This window comes from Pseudomonas graminis, assembly GCF_001705435.1.
Classification (GTDB): domain Bacteria; phylum Pseudomonadota; class Gammaproteobacteria; order Pseudomonadales; family Pseudomonadaceae; genus Aquipseudomonas; species Aquipseudomonas graminis_B.
On sequence record NZ_MDEN01000063.1, the window covers coordinates 163,430 to 179,604 of the forward strand.

Annotated in this window: 25 protein-coding genes and 1 pseudogene; 15 read left to right on the forward strand and 11 right to left on the reverse strand. The window is 58.1% G+C overall.

What is annotated here, in order from left to right; translation table 11 throughout:
* Positions 1-130: 130 nt before the first annotated feature.
* The 3 genes and pseudogenes from csrA to BBI10_RS14415 all read right to left on the reverse strand — a co-directional run.
* Positions 131-313, reverse strand: a pseudogene (gene csrA, locus BBI10_RS28005) (carbon storage regulator CsrA); the annotation flags it as partial.
* Between the two features lie 138 nt (positions 314-451).
* Positions 452-763, reverse strand: a complete 312-nt coding sequence (locus BBI10_RS14410) for a response regulator transcription factor (RefSeq protein WP_065989362.1) — start codon at positions 761-763, stop codon at positions 452-454.
* A 136-nt stretch (positions 764-899) separates the two neighbouring features.
* Positions 900-1,625 (reverse strand): S24 family peptidase, encoded by a 726-nt coding sequence (locus BBI10_RS14415; RefSeq protein ID WP_065989364.1) that lies wholly within the window; start codon positions 1,623-1,625, stop codon positions 900-902.
* Positions 1,626-1,708: 83 nt separating this feature from the next.
* Here BBI10_RS14415 and BBI10_RS26620 point away from each other — a divergent pair, with 83 nt between their 5' ends.
* The 10 genes from BBI10_RS26620 to BBI10_RS14455 all read left to right on the forward strand — a co-directional run bounded on the left by BBI10_RS26620 (position 1,709) and on the right by BBI10_RS14455 (position 6,688).
* A complete protein-coding gene (locus BBI10_RS26620) occupies positions 1,709-2,026 on the forward strand; it encodes a transcriptional regulator (protein ID WP_083233122.1) in 318 nt (105 codons plus the stop codon).
* Positions 2,027-2,264: 238 nt separating this feature from the next.
* Positions 2,265-2,597 carry a hypothetical protein gene (locus BBI10_RS14420; RefSeq protein ID WP_065989689.1) on the forward strand — a complete coding sequence of 111 codons (333 nt, stop codon included), beginning with the start codon at positions 2,265-2,267 and terminating at the stop codon, positions 2,595-2,597.
* Positions 2,594-2,839 carry a hypothetical protein gene (locus tag BBI10_RS14425; protein ID WP_065989365.1) on the forward strand — a complete coding sequence of 82 codons (246 nt, stop codon included), beginning with the start codon at positions 2,594-2,596 and terminating at the stop codon, positions 2,837-2,839. Before BBI10_RS14420 ends, BBI10_RS14425 begins: the two co-directional genes overlap by 4 nt.
* On the forward strand, positions 2,836-3,057 hold the full coding sequence (locus BBI10_RS27250; protein WP_141695188.1) for a hypothetical protein: 222 nt from the start codon (positions 2,836-2,838) through the stop codon (positions 3,055-3,057). Before BBI10_RS14425 ends, BBI10_RS27250 begins: the two co-directional genes overlap by 4 nt.
* The gene (locus BBI10_RS14430) at positions 3,036-3,599 is read left to right on the forward strand and encodes a hypothetical protein (RefSeq protein ID WP_065989691.1); all 564 of its coding nucleotides are present in this window, start codon (positions 3,036-3,038) and stop codon (positions 3,597-3,599) included. Before BBI10_RS27250 ends, BBI10_RS14430 begins: the two co-directional genes overlap by 22 nt.
* Positions 3,596-3,904: a hypothetical protein gene (locus BBI10_RS27255; protein WP_141695189.1), complete on the forward strand. Its 309-nt coding sequence runs from the start codon at positions 3,596-3,598 to the stop codon at positions 3,902-3,904. Before BBI10_RS14430 ends, BBI10_RS27255 begins: the two co-directional genes overlap by 4 nt.
* A 133-nt stretch (positions 3,905-4,037) precedes the next feature.
* A complete protein-coding gene (locus tag BBI10_RS27260) occupies positions 4,038-4,544 on the forward strand; it encodes a hypothetical protein (protein ID WP_141695190.1) in 507 nt (168 codons plus the stop codon).
* A 174-nt stretch (positions 4,545-4,718) separates the two neighbouring features.
* Positions 4,719-5,051, forward strand: a complete 333-nt coding sequence (locus BBI10_RS14445) for an HNH endonuclease (protein WP_065989366.1) — start codon at positions 4,719-4,721, stop codon at positions 5,049-5,051.
* A 147-nt stretch (positions 5,052-5,198) separates the two neighbouring features.
* Positions 5,199-5,684, forward strand: coding sequence for a terminase small subunit (locus BBI10_RS28615; RefSeq protein ID WP_083233123.1), 486 nt, complete (start codon positions 5,199-5,201; stop codon positions 5,682-5,684).
* Positions 5,685-6,391: 707 nt separating this feature from the next.
* Complete coding sequence (locus BBI10_RS14455) at positions 6,392-6,688, forward strand: hypothetical protein (RefSeq protein ID WP_065989694.1); 297 nt, start codon at positions 6,392-6,394, stop codon at positions 6,686-6,688.
* Between the two features lie 23 nt (positions 6,689-6,711).
* Here BBI10_RS14455 and BBI10_RS14460 read toward each other — a convergent pair whose 3' ends face one another.
* The 3 genes from BBI10_RS14460 to BBI10_RS14470 form a co-directional block, all read right to left on the reverse strand.
* Entirely contained in the window at positions 6,712-6,951 is a 240-nt protein-coding gene (locus BBI10_RS14460; RefSeq protein WP_065989368.1) for a helix-turn-helix transcriptional regulator, read from the reverse strand.
* On the reverse strand, positions 6,945-7,226 hold the full coding sequence (locus BBI10_RS14465) for a pyocin activator PrtN family protein (RefSeq protein ID WP_065989370.1): 282 nt from the start codon (positions 7,224-7,226) through the stop codon (positions 6,945-6,947). The genes BBI10_RS14460 and BBI10_RS14465 overlap by 7 nt, the downstream gene beginning before the upstream one ends.
* A 91-nt stretch (positions 7,227-7,317) precedes the next feature.
* Positions 7,318-7,650 carry a hypothetical protein gene (locus tag BBI10_RS14470; RefSeq protein ID WP_065989372.1) on the reverse strand — a complete coding sequence of 111 codons (333 nt, stop codon included), beginning with the start codon at positions 7,648-7,650 and terminating at the stop codon, positions 7,318-7,320.
* Between the two features lie 996 nt (positions 7,651-8,646).
* On the opposite strand from BBI10_RS14470, the gene BBI10_RS27270 reads away from it, so the two are divergent.
* Complete coding sequence (locus tag BBI10_RS27270) at positions 8,647-8,850, forward strand: hypothetical protein (RefSeq protein ID WP_141695191.1); 204 nt, start codon at positions 8,647-8,649, stop codon at positions 8,848-8,850.
* A 638-nt stretch (positions 8,851-9,488) separates the two neighbouring features.
* Positions 9,489-10,427: a hypothetical protein gene (locus tag BBI10_RS14475; RefSeq protein ID WP_208600753.1), complete on the forward strand. Its 939-nt coding sequence runs from the start codon at positions 9,489-9,491 to the stop codon at positions 10,425-10,427.
* On the opposite strand, the gene BBI10_RS27275 is transcribed toward BBI10_RS14475, so the two are convergent.
* Entirely contained in the window at positions 10,367-10,606 is a 240-nt protein-coding gene (locus tag BBI10_RS27275) for a hypothetical protein (RefSeq protein WP_141695192.1), read from the reverse strand. The genes BBI10_RS14475 and BBI10_RS27275 overlap by 61 nt on opposite strands.
* A gap of 122 nt (positions 10,607-10,728) precedes the next feature.
* Here BBI10_RS27275 and BBI10_RS14480 point away from each other — a divergent pair, with 122 nt between their 5' ends.
* Both BBI10_RS14480 and BBI10_RS26635 read left to right on the forward strand, forming a co-directional pair.
* Positions 10,729-11,106 carry a DUF2513 domain-containing protein gene (locus tag BBI10_RS14480; RefSeq protein ID WP_244160371.1) on the forward strand — a complete coding sequence of 126 codons (378 nt, stop codon included), beginning with the start codon at positions 10,729-10,731 and terminating at the stop codon, positions 11,104-11,106.
* A 407-nt stretch (positions 11,107-11,513) separates the two neighbouring features.
* Complete coding sequence (locus BBI10_RS26635; RefSeq protein WP_244160372.1) at positions 11,514-11,714, forward strand: hypothetical protein; 201 nt, start codon at positions 11,514-11,516, stop codon at positions 11,712-11,714.
* 470 nt (positions 11,715-12,184) lie between these two features.
* Here BBI10_RS26635 and BBI10_RS14485 read toward each other — a convergent pair whose 3' ends face one another.
* From BBI10_RS14485 to BBI10_RS14495, 3 genes are all read right to left on the reverse strand, one after another.
* Positions 12,185-12,745, reverse strand: coding sequence for a Smr/MutS family protein (locus tag BBI10_RS14485; protein WP_065989376.1), 561 nt, complete (start codon positions 12,743-12,745; stop codon positions 12,185-12,187).
* 106 nt (positions 12,746-12,851) lie between these two features.
* Complete coding sequence (locus BBI10_RS14490; protein ID WP_065989377.1) at positions 12,852-13,172, reverse strand: hypothetical protein; 321 nt, start codon at positions 13,170-13,172, stop codon at positions 12,852-12,854.
* Positions 13,173-13,406: 234 nt separating this feature from the next.
* Positions 13,407-14,030 (reverse strand): cysteine hydrolase family protein, encoded by a 624-nt coding sequence (locus BBI10_RS14495; RefSeq protein WP_065989378.1) that lies wholly within the window; start codon positions 14,028-14,030, stop codon positions 13,407-13,409.
* 253 nt (positions 14,031-14,283) lie between these two features.
* Between BBI10_RS14495 and prmB the strand changes: the two genes are divergently transcribed.
* Complete coding sequence (gene prmB / locus BBI10_RS14500) at positions 14,284-15,192, forward strand: 50S ribosomal protein L3 N(5)-glutamine methyltransferase (protein ID WP_065989379.1); 909 nt, start codon at positions 14,284-14,286, stop codon at positions 15,190-15,192.
* A gap of 167 nt (positions 15,193-15,359) precedes the next feature.
* Here the strand turns inward: prmB and BBI10_RS14505 are convergent, their stop codons facing one another.
* The gene (locus BBI10_RS14505) at positions 15,360-16,160 is read right to left on the reverse strand and encodes a hypothetical protein (protein WP_065989380.1); all 801 of its coding nucleotides are present in this window, start codon (positions 16,158-16,160) and stop codon (positions 15,360-15,362) included.
* Positions 16,161-16,175: the final 15 nt, after the last annotated feature.

The following is a 16,175-nucleotide window of genomic DNA, read 5'->3' on the forward strand; positions in this document are numbered from 1 at the left end:
GAGTTCCGAACACGCGCTGGCCCGACGGCATCTGATTGATCAGCGCGGTAGCAGCTTGGGCACTGGGTAATTCAAAGAGGACGCTCAGCATCACCGGTTCAGACGCTGCAGCCTTGATTGGTTCGTCGATATGAACGCTGCTCTGCGCCCGCTCGGCTTGAATCTTGGCGTAGATCTCGGCGCGATGGACCTCAATGTAGTCCGGAGCATCGATACCGACACGAACCTGAGCCCCCTGCATACCGACAACAGTGACCGTTATGTCGTCGCCGATTTTGATTATTTCGCCTGGGCGGCGGGTGAGGATGAGCATGGAATCTCCTTGATTTCAGGCCGAACGAATCCCGGCCGCGCTGTTTGGCTTTCGCGAAAATCTATTTGGGTAAGGGTGCAGATCAGCCTGAGCACCGGACTGCGTCCCCGCTGGAGGCGCACGCCGCTGCAAACGCGATCATGCGATGAAGACGCCGTCGTGTGATTCGTCGCGCTGGTGCTCGGGAGTAGGGCTGCTCACACCGGCGAAGCTGATCAGGCCCATTGCGAAGGCCTTGGCAACCAGGGCCGCGCGGCGCGTTACGCCGAGCTTTGTCGTCAAAGACAAAATCCGCTTGTTCACGGTGTCTGGTGCGATGCCCAGATCGCGAGCCACTTCTTTCGTGGATTGCCCTGCCGCAACCGCAATCAGGCATTCCAGCTCACGAGGCGCTGCGCCGAGGCCCAAAACGCCGATGAAGCCGTGAGAGGTGATGGTTGAGGTAGTCATGCTGAGGAGCTCCGTGATGAATTCGATAGGTGAAGTAAACAACCTGTTTACTAACGAGTCAACACAATTTGTTTATTAGCTTCAACTACGCATAAAAAAACCGCCATTTCGGCGGTCTGTGGTGCAGCAGGTGTAGTCAGGTAAACAGGGTCTGCGGCAGCTTAGCATCCACGACAGTCCCGGCAATTTCCCAACTATCGTCAAGCGGCTTCATGGGGTAGGAGGAATTTAGAGGCTTTAAATAAAGGTCCCCGGCGTCACGGACGAGCTGCTTGAAGGTTAGCTCGTCGCTTTCTTTCAACCGAGCAATCACAAATTGGCCGTCATTTGGAGGCTGCCCGGGGGCGATCAGAATAAGAGTGCCTTCGGGAAAGGATATATGAGTAGAGCTAGCCATCGAGGACCCGACGACCCTGACCCAAAAACCGCGATGTCCCGCCCACGCGTCACTTGAGTGCCACTTTACAGAGGTATCGACTGCCATGGACAGGGGATCTATGGGGCTGGTGGCTTGCTGCCAAGTAATTTCAGGATACTTGAATGCATTTGGCGATGGTACAGGGCGACTTTGCTGCCGTTCTTTAACCCACTCCTCGCGCTGCTCCGGTGTTGCGTCCATGACCCGTCGAATTTCCGCCAACTGATTCTCATAGAGCGGAGCACCTTCCCCCGTCAAAAGCCATTCAGGACGGACATCAAGAAATTTTGCCACCGGCAGAATTTTGCGGCCTGGAACCCCCCGGCTGAACCAGTTGTTCATGGTTTGGTTGCTGACGCCCATGAGTTGCGCAAATTCCGAGGGAGATTTGCCGACAGCTCGAAGGCACAAGCGCAGTCTGAAGCCCGAATGTTGATTATTCATAAACGAAGAGTTTACCGAGCTTGATCAGATGGTGAAATAAACGTATTGTTGATCCATTGCTCATACTTTCACTCGGAATGTTTATGAATAAGAGCCCGTTAGAGCGCGCCATTGTCGAGGCTGGATCAGCAGTTGCGCTGGCAAAAATAGCAGGTGTTACTCCGATGGCAGTCTCTTATTGGAAAGCCCGCGGGGTTCCTGCTCACCAAGTGCTGGTCATCGAGTCGGCTACCGGCGTATCGCGCCACGAGTTGCGCCCTGATATCTATCCGGACGTCTTGCCGACCTTGAGCGCAAATCTACGCCCAAACCCACCCATCGATCAGTCCTCTGAGGATGCTGGCATTTTGTCCAGTGCTTCGAGCTCATCCAAACTCGACCCTCTTGAGGCCCGCGGTTAATGAGTACGCTACGGACCAACACAGTCAACCCAAAAATGGAAGTCCCTGTTGAGTACCTGCTTAGCGACTTCCATCCAATGGCGTTTGCCGTTTTGATGAGTATCTGAAATGAACAAGCGCCAATCCCAGTATTTGTTGACCGGCTAAACCGCAGGCAACAAAAAGGCCCGCATTCGCGAGCCTTCTTAACCAGTCCACGCCAATGGACTTTCTTGAATCTTCGTTCTCGGAGAACGATATGTCACGCCCAGAAAATAGCAAAACTCAAGGTGTAACGCAACTGCCCCTCACCGTTAGGTCCGACTTCAGCAATACACCGATAGACAACCGCGGCCTGATGGTTTTCGGCGTTACCGCCGGAATCAACGCTGAAGATGCGCTTCAGGCAGCGAGGACCCTCTCGTCTGGACTTGGGCAGATCTGCGATCACATGCATGACTCGCTCAACATGGGCGAAATGGCTTACTGCGATGGCATGAAGACCTTGGCGTTCATTACCGAGGCCGTTTCCGCGCTGGTTTGGTCGGTGCAGCGCGGTCTCCCACAAGCTCAAGAGGAGTCCGGCAAATGAGGAAGCCTCAAGATTGTGGGTATACGTTCGCGCAGATTGCTGAGGCGTTAGACGTCATTGGAACGCTCACCGACGTGCTCGCTGAAAATACTGTGGTCAGAGAGAGTGGTGACGGGATCAACCCCGAGCCGCAGCTCAACTCCCGTGGTGAGGCAGGCATCCAATCTGCTGTTCGCCTCATCGCGCGCTCGGCACATCGCGAGCTTTCCCAACTTGCCACAGACCTGGGAGTGCCGGAATGAGCACTTCTATTACGACGATTCCTGAATTGGCAGCCGAGGCTGAATTTCAGCTGCAAGCTGCGACGGATCAGCTCAACTGGCTGACCGCGCTGGTACCACCGCTTTGTCGAGCTAAGCACTGGCTACGCGAGCGACGAAGACGTCGAAATGAGCCGGCCATCATCCGGGCGCAAGTATGGGAAGGGGAGACCAGATCATGGGAATGTTTGATTGGCTGAAGCCGCGCCAACTGTCGGCAGAGGGTGTTCCGCCGTCCGCTCTGGCTCAAATGCTCGTGCGGGGTAGCGCTGCTGTGCTGCCAGCCGGCGCAGTCCTGGTGAAAACCTATCCGGAAGCCCAGCGCATCGCCGAGTCTTTGCGGGAGTTCCCTGATGACTGGGCATGGCGGCAAAAAGGATATGAGCTGGAGCACGTGCCGACCCGCTTCGCAATTTGGGTGGCGAACAAGGACTACGGCCTAGCCGAAATGACGCAGCACGGCGGAAAGCAGGATTTCGAGGCACCAGAGCAGCAGATTATCTGGCCTGCCGTCGAGGCCTGGCTCGCTCGTGGCAAGGTTGGATTCACCGGGCGGCTCCCAAAAGTGAAGATCACCGCCAGGCGCGGGACCTATTGGTGCGTCGCAGATGGGCACCCGTGGGCCGGTGCTGGAAACTCTCCAGCGGACGCGTACCGATCGTGGGCCCGTGCCGTTTCCATCCAGGCACGCAAAGACACAACCCCTCAAGAACACCTGCACGTATGGAGTGCCGCGCTATGAGTCGAGTATCAGCGGCGCTGCCGCTTAAAAGCCTGCAGGAGCACGAGCGCAAGTTTCTCAAGGTAGCCGGGTCGTACCTGGCTCAGGAGAAAATCGGAGGCCCGGCAGCTCTCGCGGACTTGCTTGATATGGTCGCCAGCTGGCATTCGCTGCGCACCGACATCGAGTTCGGGGAGTACTGCAAGCGCTGTCGTGGCGGCTTTAGCTCGGGCGAACTGATGGCGTTCCTCTACGCATATCCATTCCCTAAGGCTGAGTGGTCAGCGCGGGTCCAGGAAGCCTTCAAAGGCATGGACAATTTGTGAGAAAGAAATCCTGGTACGTCACAGTGCCGGGCTACCCACCATTCCCCATGATCATGCAGGAAGACCACGACCACGCTGGTGCCTCGGCATTCGCGCGATGTAAGTGGCCGGCCTGCACAGTTGAGTAGATCCCATGACCCAAGTTATCGAAATCGTTGTGATCGGCGCTGTTGGCTCGGGCAAGTCCCATGTTCTGGAGCTGATCGATCGCGCCCTTCACGACGAATACGGCCAGCACGTACAAGTGGCATCGCATGAGCTGTCCAGCGAGCGCTACATGGGTTCGCCGGGCACGAAGCCAAAGGTCGCTGAAACCATCTTCAATCTCCGTGAGCAGGCTCCAGCGAGTGGCACGCTGCGCGAGCTGAAGGTGAGTGTCGATACATCTGCGCTGACCTCTTCGATCGATAAGCTTGGTGCGGTCCAAGGTGAGGCTGTCAGCTTCATGCTCGACCCACTTGAGCAGGCCATCGAGTCCACGGCCCGCGTGTTGCGGGATGAGCACGAACACTTGGCACAGTTGAGCGCGCCGCTGGGTGGAGATGTCTCGCCAAGCCCTGTGTACAAGCGCATGAGCGCCCACCTTGAGGCGCTTCTGTCCCGGCAGCTGAAGCGCGTGGGTGACGATGGACATCGATAAACCGCCTCCTACAACCGAGTGGGCGGGTCGGCCTGCTGGCTGGCAACCACCGCCTGCACCGCCTCCTATGCGCGGCGGATCAGTGCCGCATTCGGATGGCGTTCCAATCTTCATCATTGCCGGCGCAATTCTTTTCGGGGTTGCGATCGGCTTTAGGATGGCGGGAGGCTGCTGATGTCTCGGCTCAAATCCTTAGGCAATCGGGTGAGCACGCAGGGCAACAAGCTGCCGATCATGCAGCCTGGTTCGTGGCGCACTGACAAGGCCACATCCGGCCAGCGCGGCTACACCTACGCATGGCAGAAGGCGAGCAAGGCCTTCATCCTCGATAACCCTCTGTGTGTGATGTGTGATGCAGTGGGTCGAGTGACAGCGACAGCGCTGGTCGACCACATCGAAGCGCACCGGGGCAACATGACGCTGTTCTGGGACCGATCCAACTGGCAGCCGCTGTGCACGACCTGTCACTCGTCCGTGAAGCAGCGCGAGGAGGCCGGCAGCCTGTAGCACGCCAACTCCCCGATCTGTCCGGAGTCTGGCACGCCACTGACGTGCAACAAGGGCAGGGGGTGCCTCGAAAGTTCGGAGCCTTGGCGCTCTAGACCACCCGGTCCCGCATTCAGAGTTTTTTTCCCGTTTTGAGGTTTTTTGTTAATGGCTTTAACACCCAAAAAGCGCGCATTCGCCGACGCTTTGAGGGGAGGTGCGTCCAACAAAGAAGCAGCGATAGCCGCAGGCTATAGCGCTTCCAGCGCATCGGCCGCCGGATCACGGCTTGCAAAAGACCCTCACGTTCTGGCCGAACTGGCGAATGGGACCGTTAACAAAAATGTTAAAGCTCAGCCGAAGGCAAAGGCGCCCAAATCGGTCGAGTCTGATGTGGATGATGAGGACTCAGGCCCGACATTCGACCTGGCTCGTGCCCTGACCTTTACCGACCCCAAGGCATACCTGATTGCTGCGATGAACGACCCGGAATCCGCTGATGACTGGCTCGACTGGCGTTATCAACGCATCGGTAAACCCGGTCGCCGGATCGGTGCTGGCGGACAACTACAAGGCATCCGGCTCAGGCCTGAACGGCATCACTTCCCGTTGGTACAAAGAGCCATCCGCCTACGGCGAAGCTCAGTGCATTGAGCTGGCCGGCGCAATGGCGGCCGCCGGCGGGTACATCTACGTGCAGCCAGCTGCGAACGTCACGCTGTCCAATGTTTTGGCAGGGGATGTGATCGAGATGGTTTCGGCGCCGGAGATCGTCGGGAACAGCCGAGGAATCCTTGGCTGGGAAGCAGAGCTGATAATCACCAAGCCGGTGGCCGGTACGTCGACCACCATCTATTACCGGTCGATGGACAAATATCAGGAACCGTTCACTCTGCCGACCAGTTGGAAGGGCATGCTGGAGACGCAACGTTACACGGGCGACGTCACGGAAACCGTCATCACCTCACGCATGGGTCTGTACCTGGCTGCCGGCATCGCTCAGGACTCCAGAGTGAAGGTTGCGCAGTTCGGGATGCGCAAAGTCTGACCTCCAGTCCTGAGCAACCTTGAACGCCTTTAATAACAGCCGGGCTGATTTGGAGGCGTCGAATTACACGGGATCGTTTTCTGCGTGAAGTGACCACAGCCGGAAAGCACTGACATCGCAATCACCATTAAAGCCACACGCCTGAGATACATCGAGCTTCCCTCTGCAAAGTTGACCCGCATTCTAGCCGATGCCAAATTGGCACGCAGCGTTCCGCATTCATCTGTCGGCAGCCATGCCATACAGTATTGACCGAGGCGCCGCGCTCACGTTTACTGTACGCATATACAGTATAAACAAGCGAAGCCTTCTCATGTACGTCCTCATCACCCCGCGCCGCCAGATGGGCGTCGCCGTACCGAAAGACCAGCTCAGCAAGATATCGCCGTTCAAAGGCGACGTGCAGATCGTTGAGTCTCAATGCTCCGCACTTGGCCGCATTACCCGTGAAGCATTCATCTTGAACAGCGTCGGCCACGCGCGGGATGCCTTGCCAAGACTTCTGGATGCCAGCGTGACGAGCATGGGCACCCAGGGGCTTATCATTTCCGGCATCGAGCAGGTGGAGCAGGCGTTCTACTTCCAATCATGGTGGTGCCGTTTTGAGTGATGGTAGCCGTCGCTGCCTCCTCTCTATTCACGAGACGCTTGCACCTTCGCTTGGCTCCAAACCAGAACTTCCTCTTTCACCCATCCCACCGCTTGCGCGCCGATCTTCACCTGCCTTGGGAATACGCCGGCTGTCACCATCCGGTATATCGTCGCGGTGCTCAGACCAGTGAGCCGCTTTACTTCCGGCAATCGGATGAATTCGATCACGTCCGCATCAGATCTATCGTCCACCACCTTGGCCACCCGTTTCTGAATCAGCATCGCTTGAGCGGCGCGCGCCCCATGAGTTGATCATGCTCCGCCTTCGCAGACCTGTGTCGCGCGTCCAGATAATCGGCAAGGTCATTGACGTGGACGCCGCGGGCTGACTTCTGGCTTTGCTCGAGCTTGACCAGCGGCAGGTCAATCTGCCCGGCCGCGACCTTCATCTTCATCACGTCGGGTGTTAGGTGTGTGAAGTAGTCGGAGCAGATGCGCTCCAAGGGGATAATGACTTGGCCGTCGTACTGGGCCATGAGGAGGAATAGCGTTTTCATGGGGATCAGGCTAGCGACTGGCTTGAGGGCTGTCAAAGCCAGAGAGCGTCAACTGAAGCACAAAAAAAACCCGCTTTTTGGCGGGCTCTGACTAGGTTGCTCCTGTGCTTGCGGGGTCAGGCGGCGCCTCTCGTTTAAAAAGGTTTTTGAGATCCCACATCCCTACGGCAAGAAGCGCAATTCCCCCCATGAAGAACGCGACACTAGAGTCCGCTAGTTTCGGGATGAAGCTGCTGTCTGTAGTGCACAACAGAAATGCCACACCATTTGGTAGTGCGCTCCATGTAGCTGAGCGAGTCACCGCGTCCATCAGGGTATTGTCCGAATTGCGTTTTACAACGCATGAAACGAAAAACGCCACCACACCCGTGATGGTGGTAATGACCGATAACTGAGCGAAGAACCAAGCAGAGACCTCATGCATGGCGGTGTGCTCCCGATCGATCTGCGACAAGTTTTCCTAGCACAAAGCCGATAAATGCTGATGACAGTGCTAGCCCCTCCGGCGCGGGAGATGTGGCGAGAAGATTCCAGACAACGTTCGTAGCAGAGCCTGTGAAGCAGCCAAGGCCGACCATGACCGCCAAATCGTGGATGCTTAGGTCTAAGAACCGAGTCATGAAACCAGCCCTCCGGATGGCATGAATAGCGGTAGGACGCATAACGATCCTTGCTGACCGTTCAACGTCGACATTGCTGAGTCTAGCAAAAACGAGAACGTGTTCGGTGTAGTGACCATCTTTTGACCGAAATCGCACATACTTTTCAGCCCCGCTAGGGCTTGGTCGATGTGAATTGACCGCTGAAAAAATGTCGGTAGCGCATATCGTTAGAGCAACTGCCATGTCACTTGTCCAATATTCTTGATGCGACGAATGGGGCGTGAAAGAAAATCGTATGACCGCAATTCATACACGATGCAGTGTAGAGCCAGAGCCCTAATCCCTTAACGTGCGGCACAGGAGTTGCCACGAGTGGCGCGCAATCCCCGCTTGGATCAGATGCTATAGCATAGTCGCCCTTGGTGCAGAATGAGCACATAGCGTCTCTATTGATAGAGTTCAAGTATTCTAAAAACATCGATGGCGAGACTGAAAGCTCCTCTGGTTTCAGCTTCGCCTCAGTTTGTGAGGGGGTAGCGCTCTTTTGGCCATGCTTGCTTGTTGCCATTCCATTCCTCGCGTCATCACCTGAACGTGGTGCCTAGTTAACCTATCGGCGAGAGGCTATGCCTCTTTACCCGATGATGATCAAAGATCACCACCGCGCCAAATCATCCGACCTGTGATCCGGTGCTCGTTGTCGTCACTACGCGATACTAGCAGGTCGCCGCGTTCCATTTGTTCTCGTTTCGGTGGGATGATCCGTCCGATTCGCCTGGACGGTCTACGCTTATCGCTCCACAGGGAGGGTTACGGTCATGAGCGAAGACAGGGAAAGGGTTTTGCGGATGGCGTTGAAGGCGGTGCTGGTTGCGGCGCAAGAGTGCTGCGTCGACATCGATGAGCTGACGGAGATAGCAGTTTTGTCGATGTCCGGTGAGCAGTTTTACAATCCAGCGGACGTGGCTGAGGCAACCGTGGCGATCGAGGTGGCGGCCGATGCGTTGCCGGTGATTCACTGAAAGACATCCGGCGGGGCCTGATTAATCCGACAAGATGCGCCTTGGCGCAGCGCCAAATCGCGGCTTCTGCGATGGAGGTCAACAGCACCGAGATGCCTGGGCTGTTCACGCCAAGTAGATAACGGTCAGCCTGACGCAGCGGGCGGCATTGAGGGTTAAGGAATAACCGGCTGACCGACCGGGCACTGGGCCGCGGTCAATCGAGATTAGTACAAAGCCAACTCGGTGCCGATCAAAACGACCAAAGGGCGCCTGGGGGCCGGGGACAGCAAGTGGATCAGGATCGCGTCGAGAGAGATACCCTCTATGCCGAGGTGTGGGATACGCCCATGCTGACCCTCGCGCCAAAGTACGGCGTCTCGGCCGTGTTTCTTAGGCGCGTTTGTGTGCGACTGGGAATACCGTGCCCGCCGCGTGGTTACTGGGCGAAGAAAGAATCAGGACAGCGACCAACGATTCCGCCTCTCCCAAAATCCCAGCCTGGCGCGCCAACTCAATGGCGCAAGGGAGACGTGCTCTCCAGTAGCGCGGAAGCTGAGCAATCCCAGGACATGCCAAAGTCCGGGAGCGCCCGGCGCGCGATGATCACGGGTTCGCTCAGCTCGTTTACGAGTGGCAGGGTAGCGAGTGACGGCTACTTGAAACCCGCCAAGCGAAATCTGCCGGACCTGGTGGTCACCGAGCCGACCCTGCGTCGAGCTGCTTCAACTCTGATGAAGATAGCCACGCGGTTCCGCGATTTGAACCACCGGATATCGGTCGCTTGCGGCCAACATGGATACACACGCAAGGTCATTGGGGATGAGGACGGCCGGCTGAAGCGATCGGTTTTCGCTACAAGCACCTGGGGACCTGCGCTACCTACACTCGTCTTCATAGACGAGATTGCGATCGGCCTGACGATTTATGAGCAGACCGAGAACAAAGAGATGGTCTACCTCAATGGCAAATATGTGTCTGTGCACGAGGCGAGAAAACAAAAGCCCGGGCTATGGAATGGAATAAGAGCTGAGCGTTATCAGGTCACGACTGACCGAGCCCCCTCAAAAAGGCTTTGCCTCAGAGCCTACAGCCCTTACTACTTTGTCGAGTGGACGCAGACTTGGACAGAGAGCAGTGCCAGCCTCGCAAAACAGATCGAAGATATCGTGCAATCATTGGTCGCGCGCTCAAAATCGTTAGCGATCGAGCTTGCTGAGGCCAACCGCGCCGCTGCTTTGGAGCGTGCAAGGTGGGAAGCCGAAAGGGCAATTGCGGAGGCTAGAGATGAGCGTTTAGCGATCCTGAAACAACGGGAAGCCGCGCTGAAAGAGCTGCTCAACACGATCGATACGTGGAGCGCTGGCAGGAAGACGGAGGCTTTCTTCGACGACATCATTGCCCGCTCAACAGACATGGAAGCCGAGGCCCGAAAGACCCTTTTAGCGAGAGTAGAAGCTGCAAAGGATCTGCTCCAGAGCCCGGACAGCGTCGAAGCATTGATGGCCTGGATTGCCCCTCCAGCAGCACCCCCTGATCACGCTTGCGCTGCAAGCTCTCCGACACGGAACTCGACGGACTGTTCGACCACCAAATAAAGCGCCTCGATGGATGCAGGCTGTAGCGCCTTCAGCCGCTCGACTCCCAGCACGAAGCCCTCCGCCCGGAGGCCGCCGCGCTCCGCTTCATCTGTTGTCGTTGCGCGTTTGATCGTGGTAAGCAGCAGATCAAGCTCCTGCCTGACAGCGGCGGGCATGCTGATGTTGTCGTGGGTCATAGGTAGCCTCTGAGGGGGCGCGAATCCTGATATTGGATCATAGCTACGTCCAGCGTTGTGCGCCAAATCTTGGACTATCCTCAGTGCTCCTAATAGCTTGAGTAGACCACATGAGAAGAGATATGGATTTGTACCGGGCGATAGTTCTGCAGCTCGAGCTGGAAGAGCTCCCACCGGGTGCAATTGCCGAGATCAACGTGCTGGGCGGTGACTTTCCCATTGAAGGGTACACAGAAGAGCAGGTCCAGTATCACGCGCGGCAGATCATTATGGCGGGGCTGATTGACCAAGGTGGTGGTGGCAGCACCACCGGCTTCGGCTTCCGAAGTTTGACCCCGGCCGGACATGATTTCGCTGATTCCGTGCGCGACGAGAAGATCTGGAAGATGACCAAAGATGGCGCGATGAAGGCTGGCGGCTTCACGGTGCAGCTGTTGGTTGACCTCGCCAAAGGCTTCACGAAAAAGCAGATCCAGAAGTTCACCGATATAGAGCTCTAGCGGGGTAGCTCCGGCAGGCGCTCATACCAATTTTTGTACCAATGCGTGCGTTTCGCTGGTTTTTTGTGAGTACGCTGATGTAAGCAATCCCCCGGATTTACAGGGTTTCCCTACTCCGGCTGTCTCTGCAAGCCCCTCAAAGAATAGCGGTGTAGTTCTGTTCCAGAGTCACAGGGGTGTGTTCCGTGTGGGTTCAAAAAACGCAGGGTTGCAGGCCTGCAAAGGCGCACATAGTAGCGTAGCTGGACGCGCAGGGGTACGGCAGGCGGCCCGGACCCCTGCGGCATGGCGCCGCCGGGGCAGTGTCAGCTGACCTTTACCCAACCTTTACCGAGGGGATATGTCGGAATGTGTCGGCGTGATGTCTGACGTAACGGGTGACAGATGCCCGGATGAAGAGAGTGCTCATGATGGTTAGCCGAATCGCGAAAATCGCACTGGTGATTGCCCTGGCGTCGTCGGTTTCGGGGTGTTTTTTCGGACCGGGTTGGGGCCGCCACGGCGGTGGCTGGCACGAACACCGTTATTACGACGGCGGCCCCTACGATGGCGGGCGGGGCGGTTATGGGCCCGGACCTGGACCTGGGCCGGGTTACTACCGCCGCTGATTGTCACTGATCATTTGAACGCGTAAAGCAAAGGCTGCGACGGGATTGCCCATGCCTCGCGGCCTTTTTTGTCGGCAGCTGCTTCGTACCTGTTTCGATACCTGATCGCTACCAAACCACGACGCGGATTCACGGGCGTGCGCTGTCAGAAGCAGCAGGTGATGAATGCCTGAGATCAAGCCCGTTTTGAGAGAGAAAACGAAATGTTGAGTCGTATAGCGAAAGTCGCGATGGTCATCGCGGTGATGTCAGCCATGTCCGGATGCTGGCCATTCTGGGGCCCGGGCGGGGGAGGCCACGGTGGTCACGGAGGCGGTGGCGGCGGCGGTCACTATGAAGGTGGCGGCCCGGGTGGTGGCGGCGGTGGCGGCGGTCCTGGTCCAGGTCCGCGCTGATCGGATAAACGCCCAATGAGCGGTGGGAGCGGGCGGGTTGGCGCTCCCACAGGGACTGGTCAGCAAGTCCCCGCGTTACTCGTCACGCCCTTCCATCATGGTCCGCTTGAGGATCACGTACACCGCACCGGCGCCGCCATGCTTGGCGATGCACGATGCGAATCCCAATACCTGCTGATGCTGGCGCAACCACGTGTTGACGTGGCTCTTGATCATCGGCCGCTTGCCGTCCAGCCGCACGGCCTTGCCGTGGGTAATGCGCACGCAACGCACTTCAAGCTTGGCCGCCTCGGCCAGGAATTCCCACATCGTCTCGCGCGCCATTTCGACGCTCATGCCGTGCAGGTCCAGGCTGCCTTCGAAGCTGATCTGCCCAAGCTTGAGCTTGCGCATCTGGCCTTCCTGCACCCCGTCACGGGCCCAGTACAACGTGTCTTCTGGGCCGACATCGATCACGAATTGGTCTGACAGGCCATCAACGGTAATCGTCGCATCGGAACGCACGGTGGCCGCCTGACGAAGCTTGGCCAGGTTCTTACGGTCGGTTTTGGGTTTTCCTACGTCCGCATGTTCAGTCTTGATGGGCTTTACGCCGCGAATCTCACTTCTGAACAGGGAAAAATCGTCGTCTTGCATGGTGGTCTCCGCGAAGGGGGCCAGTTTAACCGCGTCACGCCATAATCGGCGCGACTATCGATGATTTAGACTCTCGATGATTAAACGGCAGCGGATGACGCGAAGGTCAGTCGTGTTTCTTCATCAGATGGGGAGACATGTTGAGTTCACCGGCACGACGACGGCGGCGGCGACTGCGGCGCCAGAACCAGATACCGACGTACAGCATCAGCAAACCGACAATCACCGTCACCACGGCGCCCGCGGGACTGGCGTTGAGTTCGCCCAGCGCAACAGGGTTGCCGATCAGACTGGCAATGCCGGCCATGGCCAACAGCACGCCAGCGGTGGCCAGAACGGCCGAAATCGCAGCGATTATGCGCATCCGCCAGCTGCCCTGGCCCTTGGGGCGCAGGCGACGGGCATCAAAACCATCGGATATTTTCATTCCGATTTCCTCTATGAGTATCGGCGCTCTGACCAGCGCAGTGTGGGGGTGGTTCCCGCCTGGCCAGGTTTCAGGGGCATCACGCATTGATTACGGATAGGCGGTCAGGTGAACAGGATTACCCTGCCTGACGACTGCATTTGTACGCCTTTTCTTCAGGAACTGCCGGAAAATGATCCGCGCGAGGGGCCTGCGCAGTCAGCTCGGTTGCAACAGCTCCTGTCGAGGGAGGAATCAGATCAGGTCTTTGGTCAGCGCCAGTTTGGCGAAGTTGTCGTTCATGATTGCCATCTCCGCCTGCTGCACCAGCTCGGCTTTGATGACACCGCTCGGGGTCGGCAGGTCGCGGGTGGCGCAGGCGTCTTCAACCAGCGTGCAGCGAAACCCGTAATCCTTGGCCGCGCGCACGGTGGTGCTGACGCTGGAGTGGCTCATGAAACCGCAGACCACCAGGTCCAGACGGCCACGGCTTTCCAGCAGGCTGTGCAGGGTGGTGCGGTCGTCGGTGGAGACCGTGCCATTCAGCGCGTTGGGCAGGCGTTTTTCGATGATGACTTCATCACCCTGTGGCTGCAGTTCGGGGACAAATTGCCCGCGCTCGCCCTGGGGATCGAACATGCCGCCGACGGTGCCGAGATGGCGCACGTGAATGATCGGCGACTTCGCAGCACGGGCTGCGGCGACCAGTTTGACGATGTTGTTGATGGCGTCCTGAACGCCGGTCAGGGCCAGGGGGCCGCTGAGGTATTCCTTCTGCGCATCGATGATGATCAGCGTGGCATTACTCAATGTCGCCGCTGCGTATTCACGGCCACTGAGTTGAAACATGGTCTTTGGACCAGTGTTTGAAACAGACATCGGGGGGCTCCTTCGAGTGGGGCTTTTGCCACATTGTCCACTGGCAGAGCGATTCTGTGAATCGCCGTGCGCACAGACCTCGCTATTTTGCCGGGCTTCAAGCCGTCGAGCAGGTCACGGTTGCTGTCATAGTGCCTGCAAAACGAGGCAAAGACTGCGGAAAATTTTGCGCGGGGCCGCCGCGGCCGGTGCGGGATCGTTTGTTGCGTGGATGGCTGATAGAATCGCCCGTCGTTTTTTCAAGGAGTCTGCCGTGATCACTTCCCGCCTGCGCACCCTGCGCGATCATATCCGTTGGGCTGTCAGCCGATTCCACGGGGAAGACCTGTTTTTCGGTCATGGCACCGACAACGCGTGGGACGAAGCTCGCCAGCTGGTGCTCGGCGCCCTGCACCTGCCGTGGGAAATTGCCGACAGTTACCTGGATTGCAACCTGGAAGACGAAGAGCTGGTGGCGGTTCAACACCTGATCAAGCGACGCATCGAAGAGCGCGTGCCCACGGCGTATCTGCTGGGTGAAGCGTGGTTCTGCGGGATGTCATTTATCGTGGATGAGCGCGTGCTGATTCCGCGCTCGCCCATCGGTGAACTGATCGAGCAGCGGTTCGCACCCTGGCTGGCCAGCGATCCGGCCCGCATTCTCGACCTTTGCACCGGCTCCGGCTGCATCGGCATCGCCTGCGCTGACGTGTTCCCCGACGCTGAAGTGGTGTTGGCGGATCTGTCGTTCGAGGCGCTGGAAGTGGCGAATCAGAACATCGAGCGCCATGGCGTGGATCAGCGCGTGTACACCGTGCAGGGCGATGGTTTCGACGGCCTGCCGGGCCAGCGTTTTGACCTGATCGTGTCCAACCCGCCGTACGTCGATGCCGAAGATTTCGCCGACATGCCCGACGAATACCAGCACGAACCCGAGCTGGCGCTGGCCTGCGGTGACGACGGCTTGAACCTGGTGCGGCGCATGCTGGCCCAGGCAGCGGACCATCTGGAGGAAAAGGGCTTGTTGATCGTGGAAGTCGGCAACAGTCAGGTTCACGTCGAAGCGCTGTACCCGGAAGTGGATTTCGCCTGGCTGGAATTCGAGCGCGGCGGCCACGGCGTGTTCATGCTGACGGCCGAGCAGTGCCGCAATCATCAAGACCTCTTCGCGGCGCGGATCTAGTCAGGCCATCCGCGGGCCTCTTCCCGGCTAAAGCCGGTCCCACCAGGGCACCGCATCCATCCAGATTCACCGCGTATGCTGGATGTAGGACCGGCTTCAGCCGGGAAGGCGTCGGTTGTCACGCCACACAGCTGATGGCGAGCACACGGGCCTGGCTTAACGCCGGGTCACCGGTGCGTTGCAATCCAGATCAGCAGGCCGGCCTGAAACACGGCAAAGGTCACCAGGCAGGCGATGGTGAAGCGCAAGCCGGCGTCGTCCCGGCGGTATTTGTTGACCTTGTCTTCGGTCTTCTTGATCGTAACGTCCTGTTCCTGAATCCTCTGTTCGGCCTGTTGCAGCATCTGCGCGGCGTCGAGGATCTGCACGATCTGGATTTTGTCGGCGTTCCAGGTGTTATTGAGGTTGCCGACCTTGGCGTCCTTGATGGTGCCTTTCAGGTGCTGCGCATCGGCGTAGACGACTTCGAAACCCTGGGTTTTGAGGAAGTGATCACGACGCAGGCGCGTGTCCTCGTTGAGCGCATCCTTGTTGGCCAGCGCAACGCCTTCGATCTTGTACGCGGCGCAACGTTTCTGCGCCCAGGTGATGCCCTGAGCCAGCATGAAGCGCCCCAGACCACGGTTCCACGGGTCGATCTGCAAACCGGATTCCGGGCCGACGCGGACGCTGCGATTGGCGTGGTCCACCCAGATATCCAGTCGATTCTGCTCTTTACGGACCTTCTGCCCCGGCAACTGATAGCTCATGCGCAGCAGGCTGAATTCCTTGTTGTGGCGCTCGGCCTTGCCGAACTCGACGAACCGCAGCGGGCGTGCGCCGGTGGCACGGTCGGTGGGCAGAGGCGCCAGACGCAGCATCGAGAAGTGCTCGGCGTGGACTTCTTCCCACAGCACAGGCGCGGCGACTTCGCCTTCTTTGGCATCGGTCGGATCGACCGCGTCGGTTTGCATGGTTGCTTCTGTCATCACGGCGATCCTGTT

What these genes read in the sequence shown, in the direction of transcription:
- BBI10_RS14410 (WP_065989362.1), bottom strand. Translation starts at nt 763, where the DNA reads ATGACTACCTCAACCATCACCTCTCACGGCTTCATCGGCGTTTTGGGC.
- BBI10_RS14415 (WP_065989364.1), bottom strand. Translation starts at nt 1,625, where the DNA reads ATGAATAATCAACATTCGGGCTTCAGACTGCGCTTGTGCCTTCGAGCT.
- BBI10_RS26620 (WP_083233122.1), top strand. Translation starts at nt 1,709, where the DNA reads ATGAATAAGAGCCCGTTAGAGCGCGCCATTGTCGAGGCTGGATCAGCA.
- BBI10_RS14420 (WP_065989689.1), top strand. Translation starts at nt 2,265, where the DNA reads ATGTCACGCCCAGAAAATAGCAAAACTCAAGGTGTAACGCAACTGCCC.
- BBI10_RS14425 (WP_065989365.1), top strand. Translation starts at nt 2,594, where the DNA reads ATGAGGAAGCCTCAAGATTGTGGGTATACGTTCGCGCAGATTGCTGAG.
- BBI10_RS27250 (WP_141695188.1), top strand. Translation starts at nt 2,836, where the DNA reads ATGAGCACTTCTATTACGACGATTCCTGAATTGGCAGCCGAGGCTGAA.
- BBI10_RS14430 (WP_065989691.1), top strand. Translation starts at nt 3,036, where the DNA reads ATGGGAATGTTTGATTGGCTGAAGCCGCGCCAACTGTCGGCAGAGGGT.
- BBI10_RS27255 (WP_141695189.1), top strand. Translation starts at nt 3,596, where the DNA reads ATGAGTCGAGTATCAGCGGCGCTGCCGCTTAAAAGCCTGCAGGAGCAC.
- BBI10_RS27260 (WP_141695190.1), top strand. Translation starts at nt 4,038, where the DNA reads ATGACCCAAGTTATCGAAATCGTTGTGATCGGCGCTGTTGGCTCGGGC.
- BBI10_RS14445 (WP_065989366.1), top strand. Translation starts at nt 4,719, where the DNA reads ATGTCTCGGCTCAAATCCTTAGGCAATCGGGTGAGCACGCAGGGCAAC.
- BBI10_RS28615 (WP_083233123.1), top strand. Translation starts at nt 5,199, where the DNA reads ATGGCTTTAACACCCAAAAAGCGCGCATTCGCCGACGCTTTGAGGGGA.
- BBI10_RS14455 (WP_065989694.1), top strand. Translation starts at nt 6,392, where the DNA reads ATGTACGTCCTCATCACCCCGCGCCGCCAGATGGGCGTCGCCGTACCG.
- BBI10_RS14460 (WP_065989368.1), bottom strand. Translation starts at nt 6,951, where the DNA reads ATGCTGATTCAGAAACGGGTGGCCAAGGTGGTGGACGATAGATCTGAT.
- BBI10_RS14465 (WP_065989370.1), bottom strand. Translation starts at nt 7,226, where the DNA reads ATGAAAACGCTATTCCTCCTCATGGCCCAGTACGACGGCCAAGTCATT.
- BBI10_RS14470 (WP_065989372.1), bottom strand. Translation starts at nt 7,650, where the DNA reads ATGCATGAGGTCTCTGCTTGGTTCTTCGCTCAGTTATCGGTCATTACC.
- BBI10_RS27270 (WP_141695191.1), top strand. Translation starts at nt 8,647, where the DNA reads ATGAGCGAAGACAGGGAAAGGGTTTTGCGGATGGCGTTGAAGGCGGTG.
- BBI10_RS27275 (WP_141695192.1), bottom strand. Translation starts at nt 10,606, where the DNA reads ATGACCCACGACAACATCAGCATGCCCGCCGCTGTCAGGCAGGAGCTT.
- BBI10_RS14480 (WP_244160371.1), top strand. Translation starts at nt 10,729, where the DNA reads ATGGATTTGTACCGGGCGATAGTTCTGCAGCTCGAGCTGGAAGAGCTC.
- BBI10_RS26635 (WP_244160372.1), top strand. Translation starts at nt 11,514, where the DNA reads ATGATGGTTAGCCGAATCGCGAAAATCGCACTGGTGATTGCCCTGGCG.
- BBI10_RS14485 (WP_065989376.1), bottom strand. Translation starts at nt 12,745, where the DNA reads ATGCAAGACGACGATTTTTCCCTGTTCAGAAGTGAGATTCGCGGCGTA.
- BBI10_RS14490 (WP_065989377.1), bottom strand. Translation starts at nt 13,172, where the DNA reads ATGAAAATATCCGATGGTTTTGATGCCCGTCGCCTGCGCCCCAAGGGC.
- BBI10_RS14495 (WP_065989378.1), bottom strand. Translation starts at nt 14,030, where the DNA reads ATGTCTGTTTCAAACACTGGTCCAAAGACCATGTTTCAACTCAGTGGC.
- BBI10_RS14505 (WP_065989380.1), bottom strand. Translation starts at nt 16,160, where the DNA reads ATGACAGAAGCAACCATGCAAACCGACGCGGTCGATCCGACCGATGCC.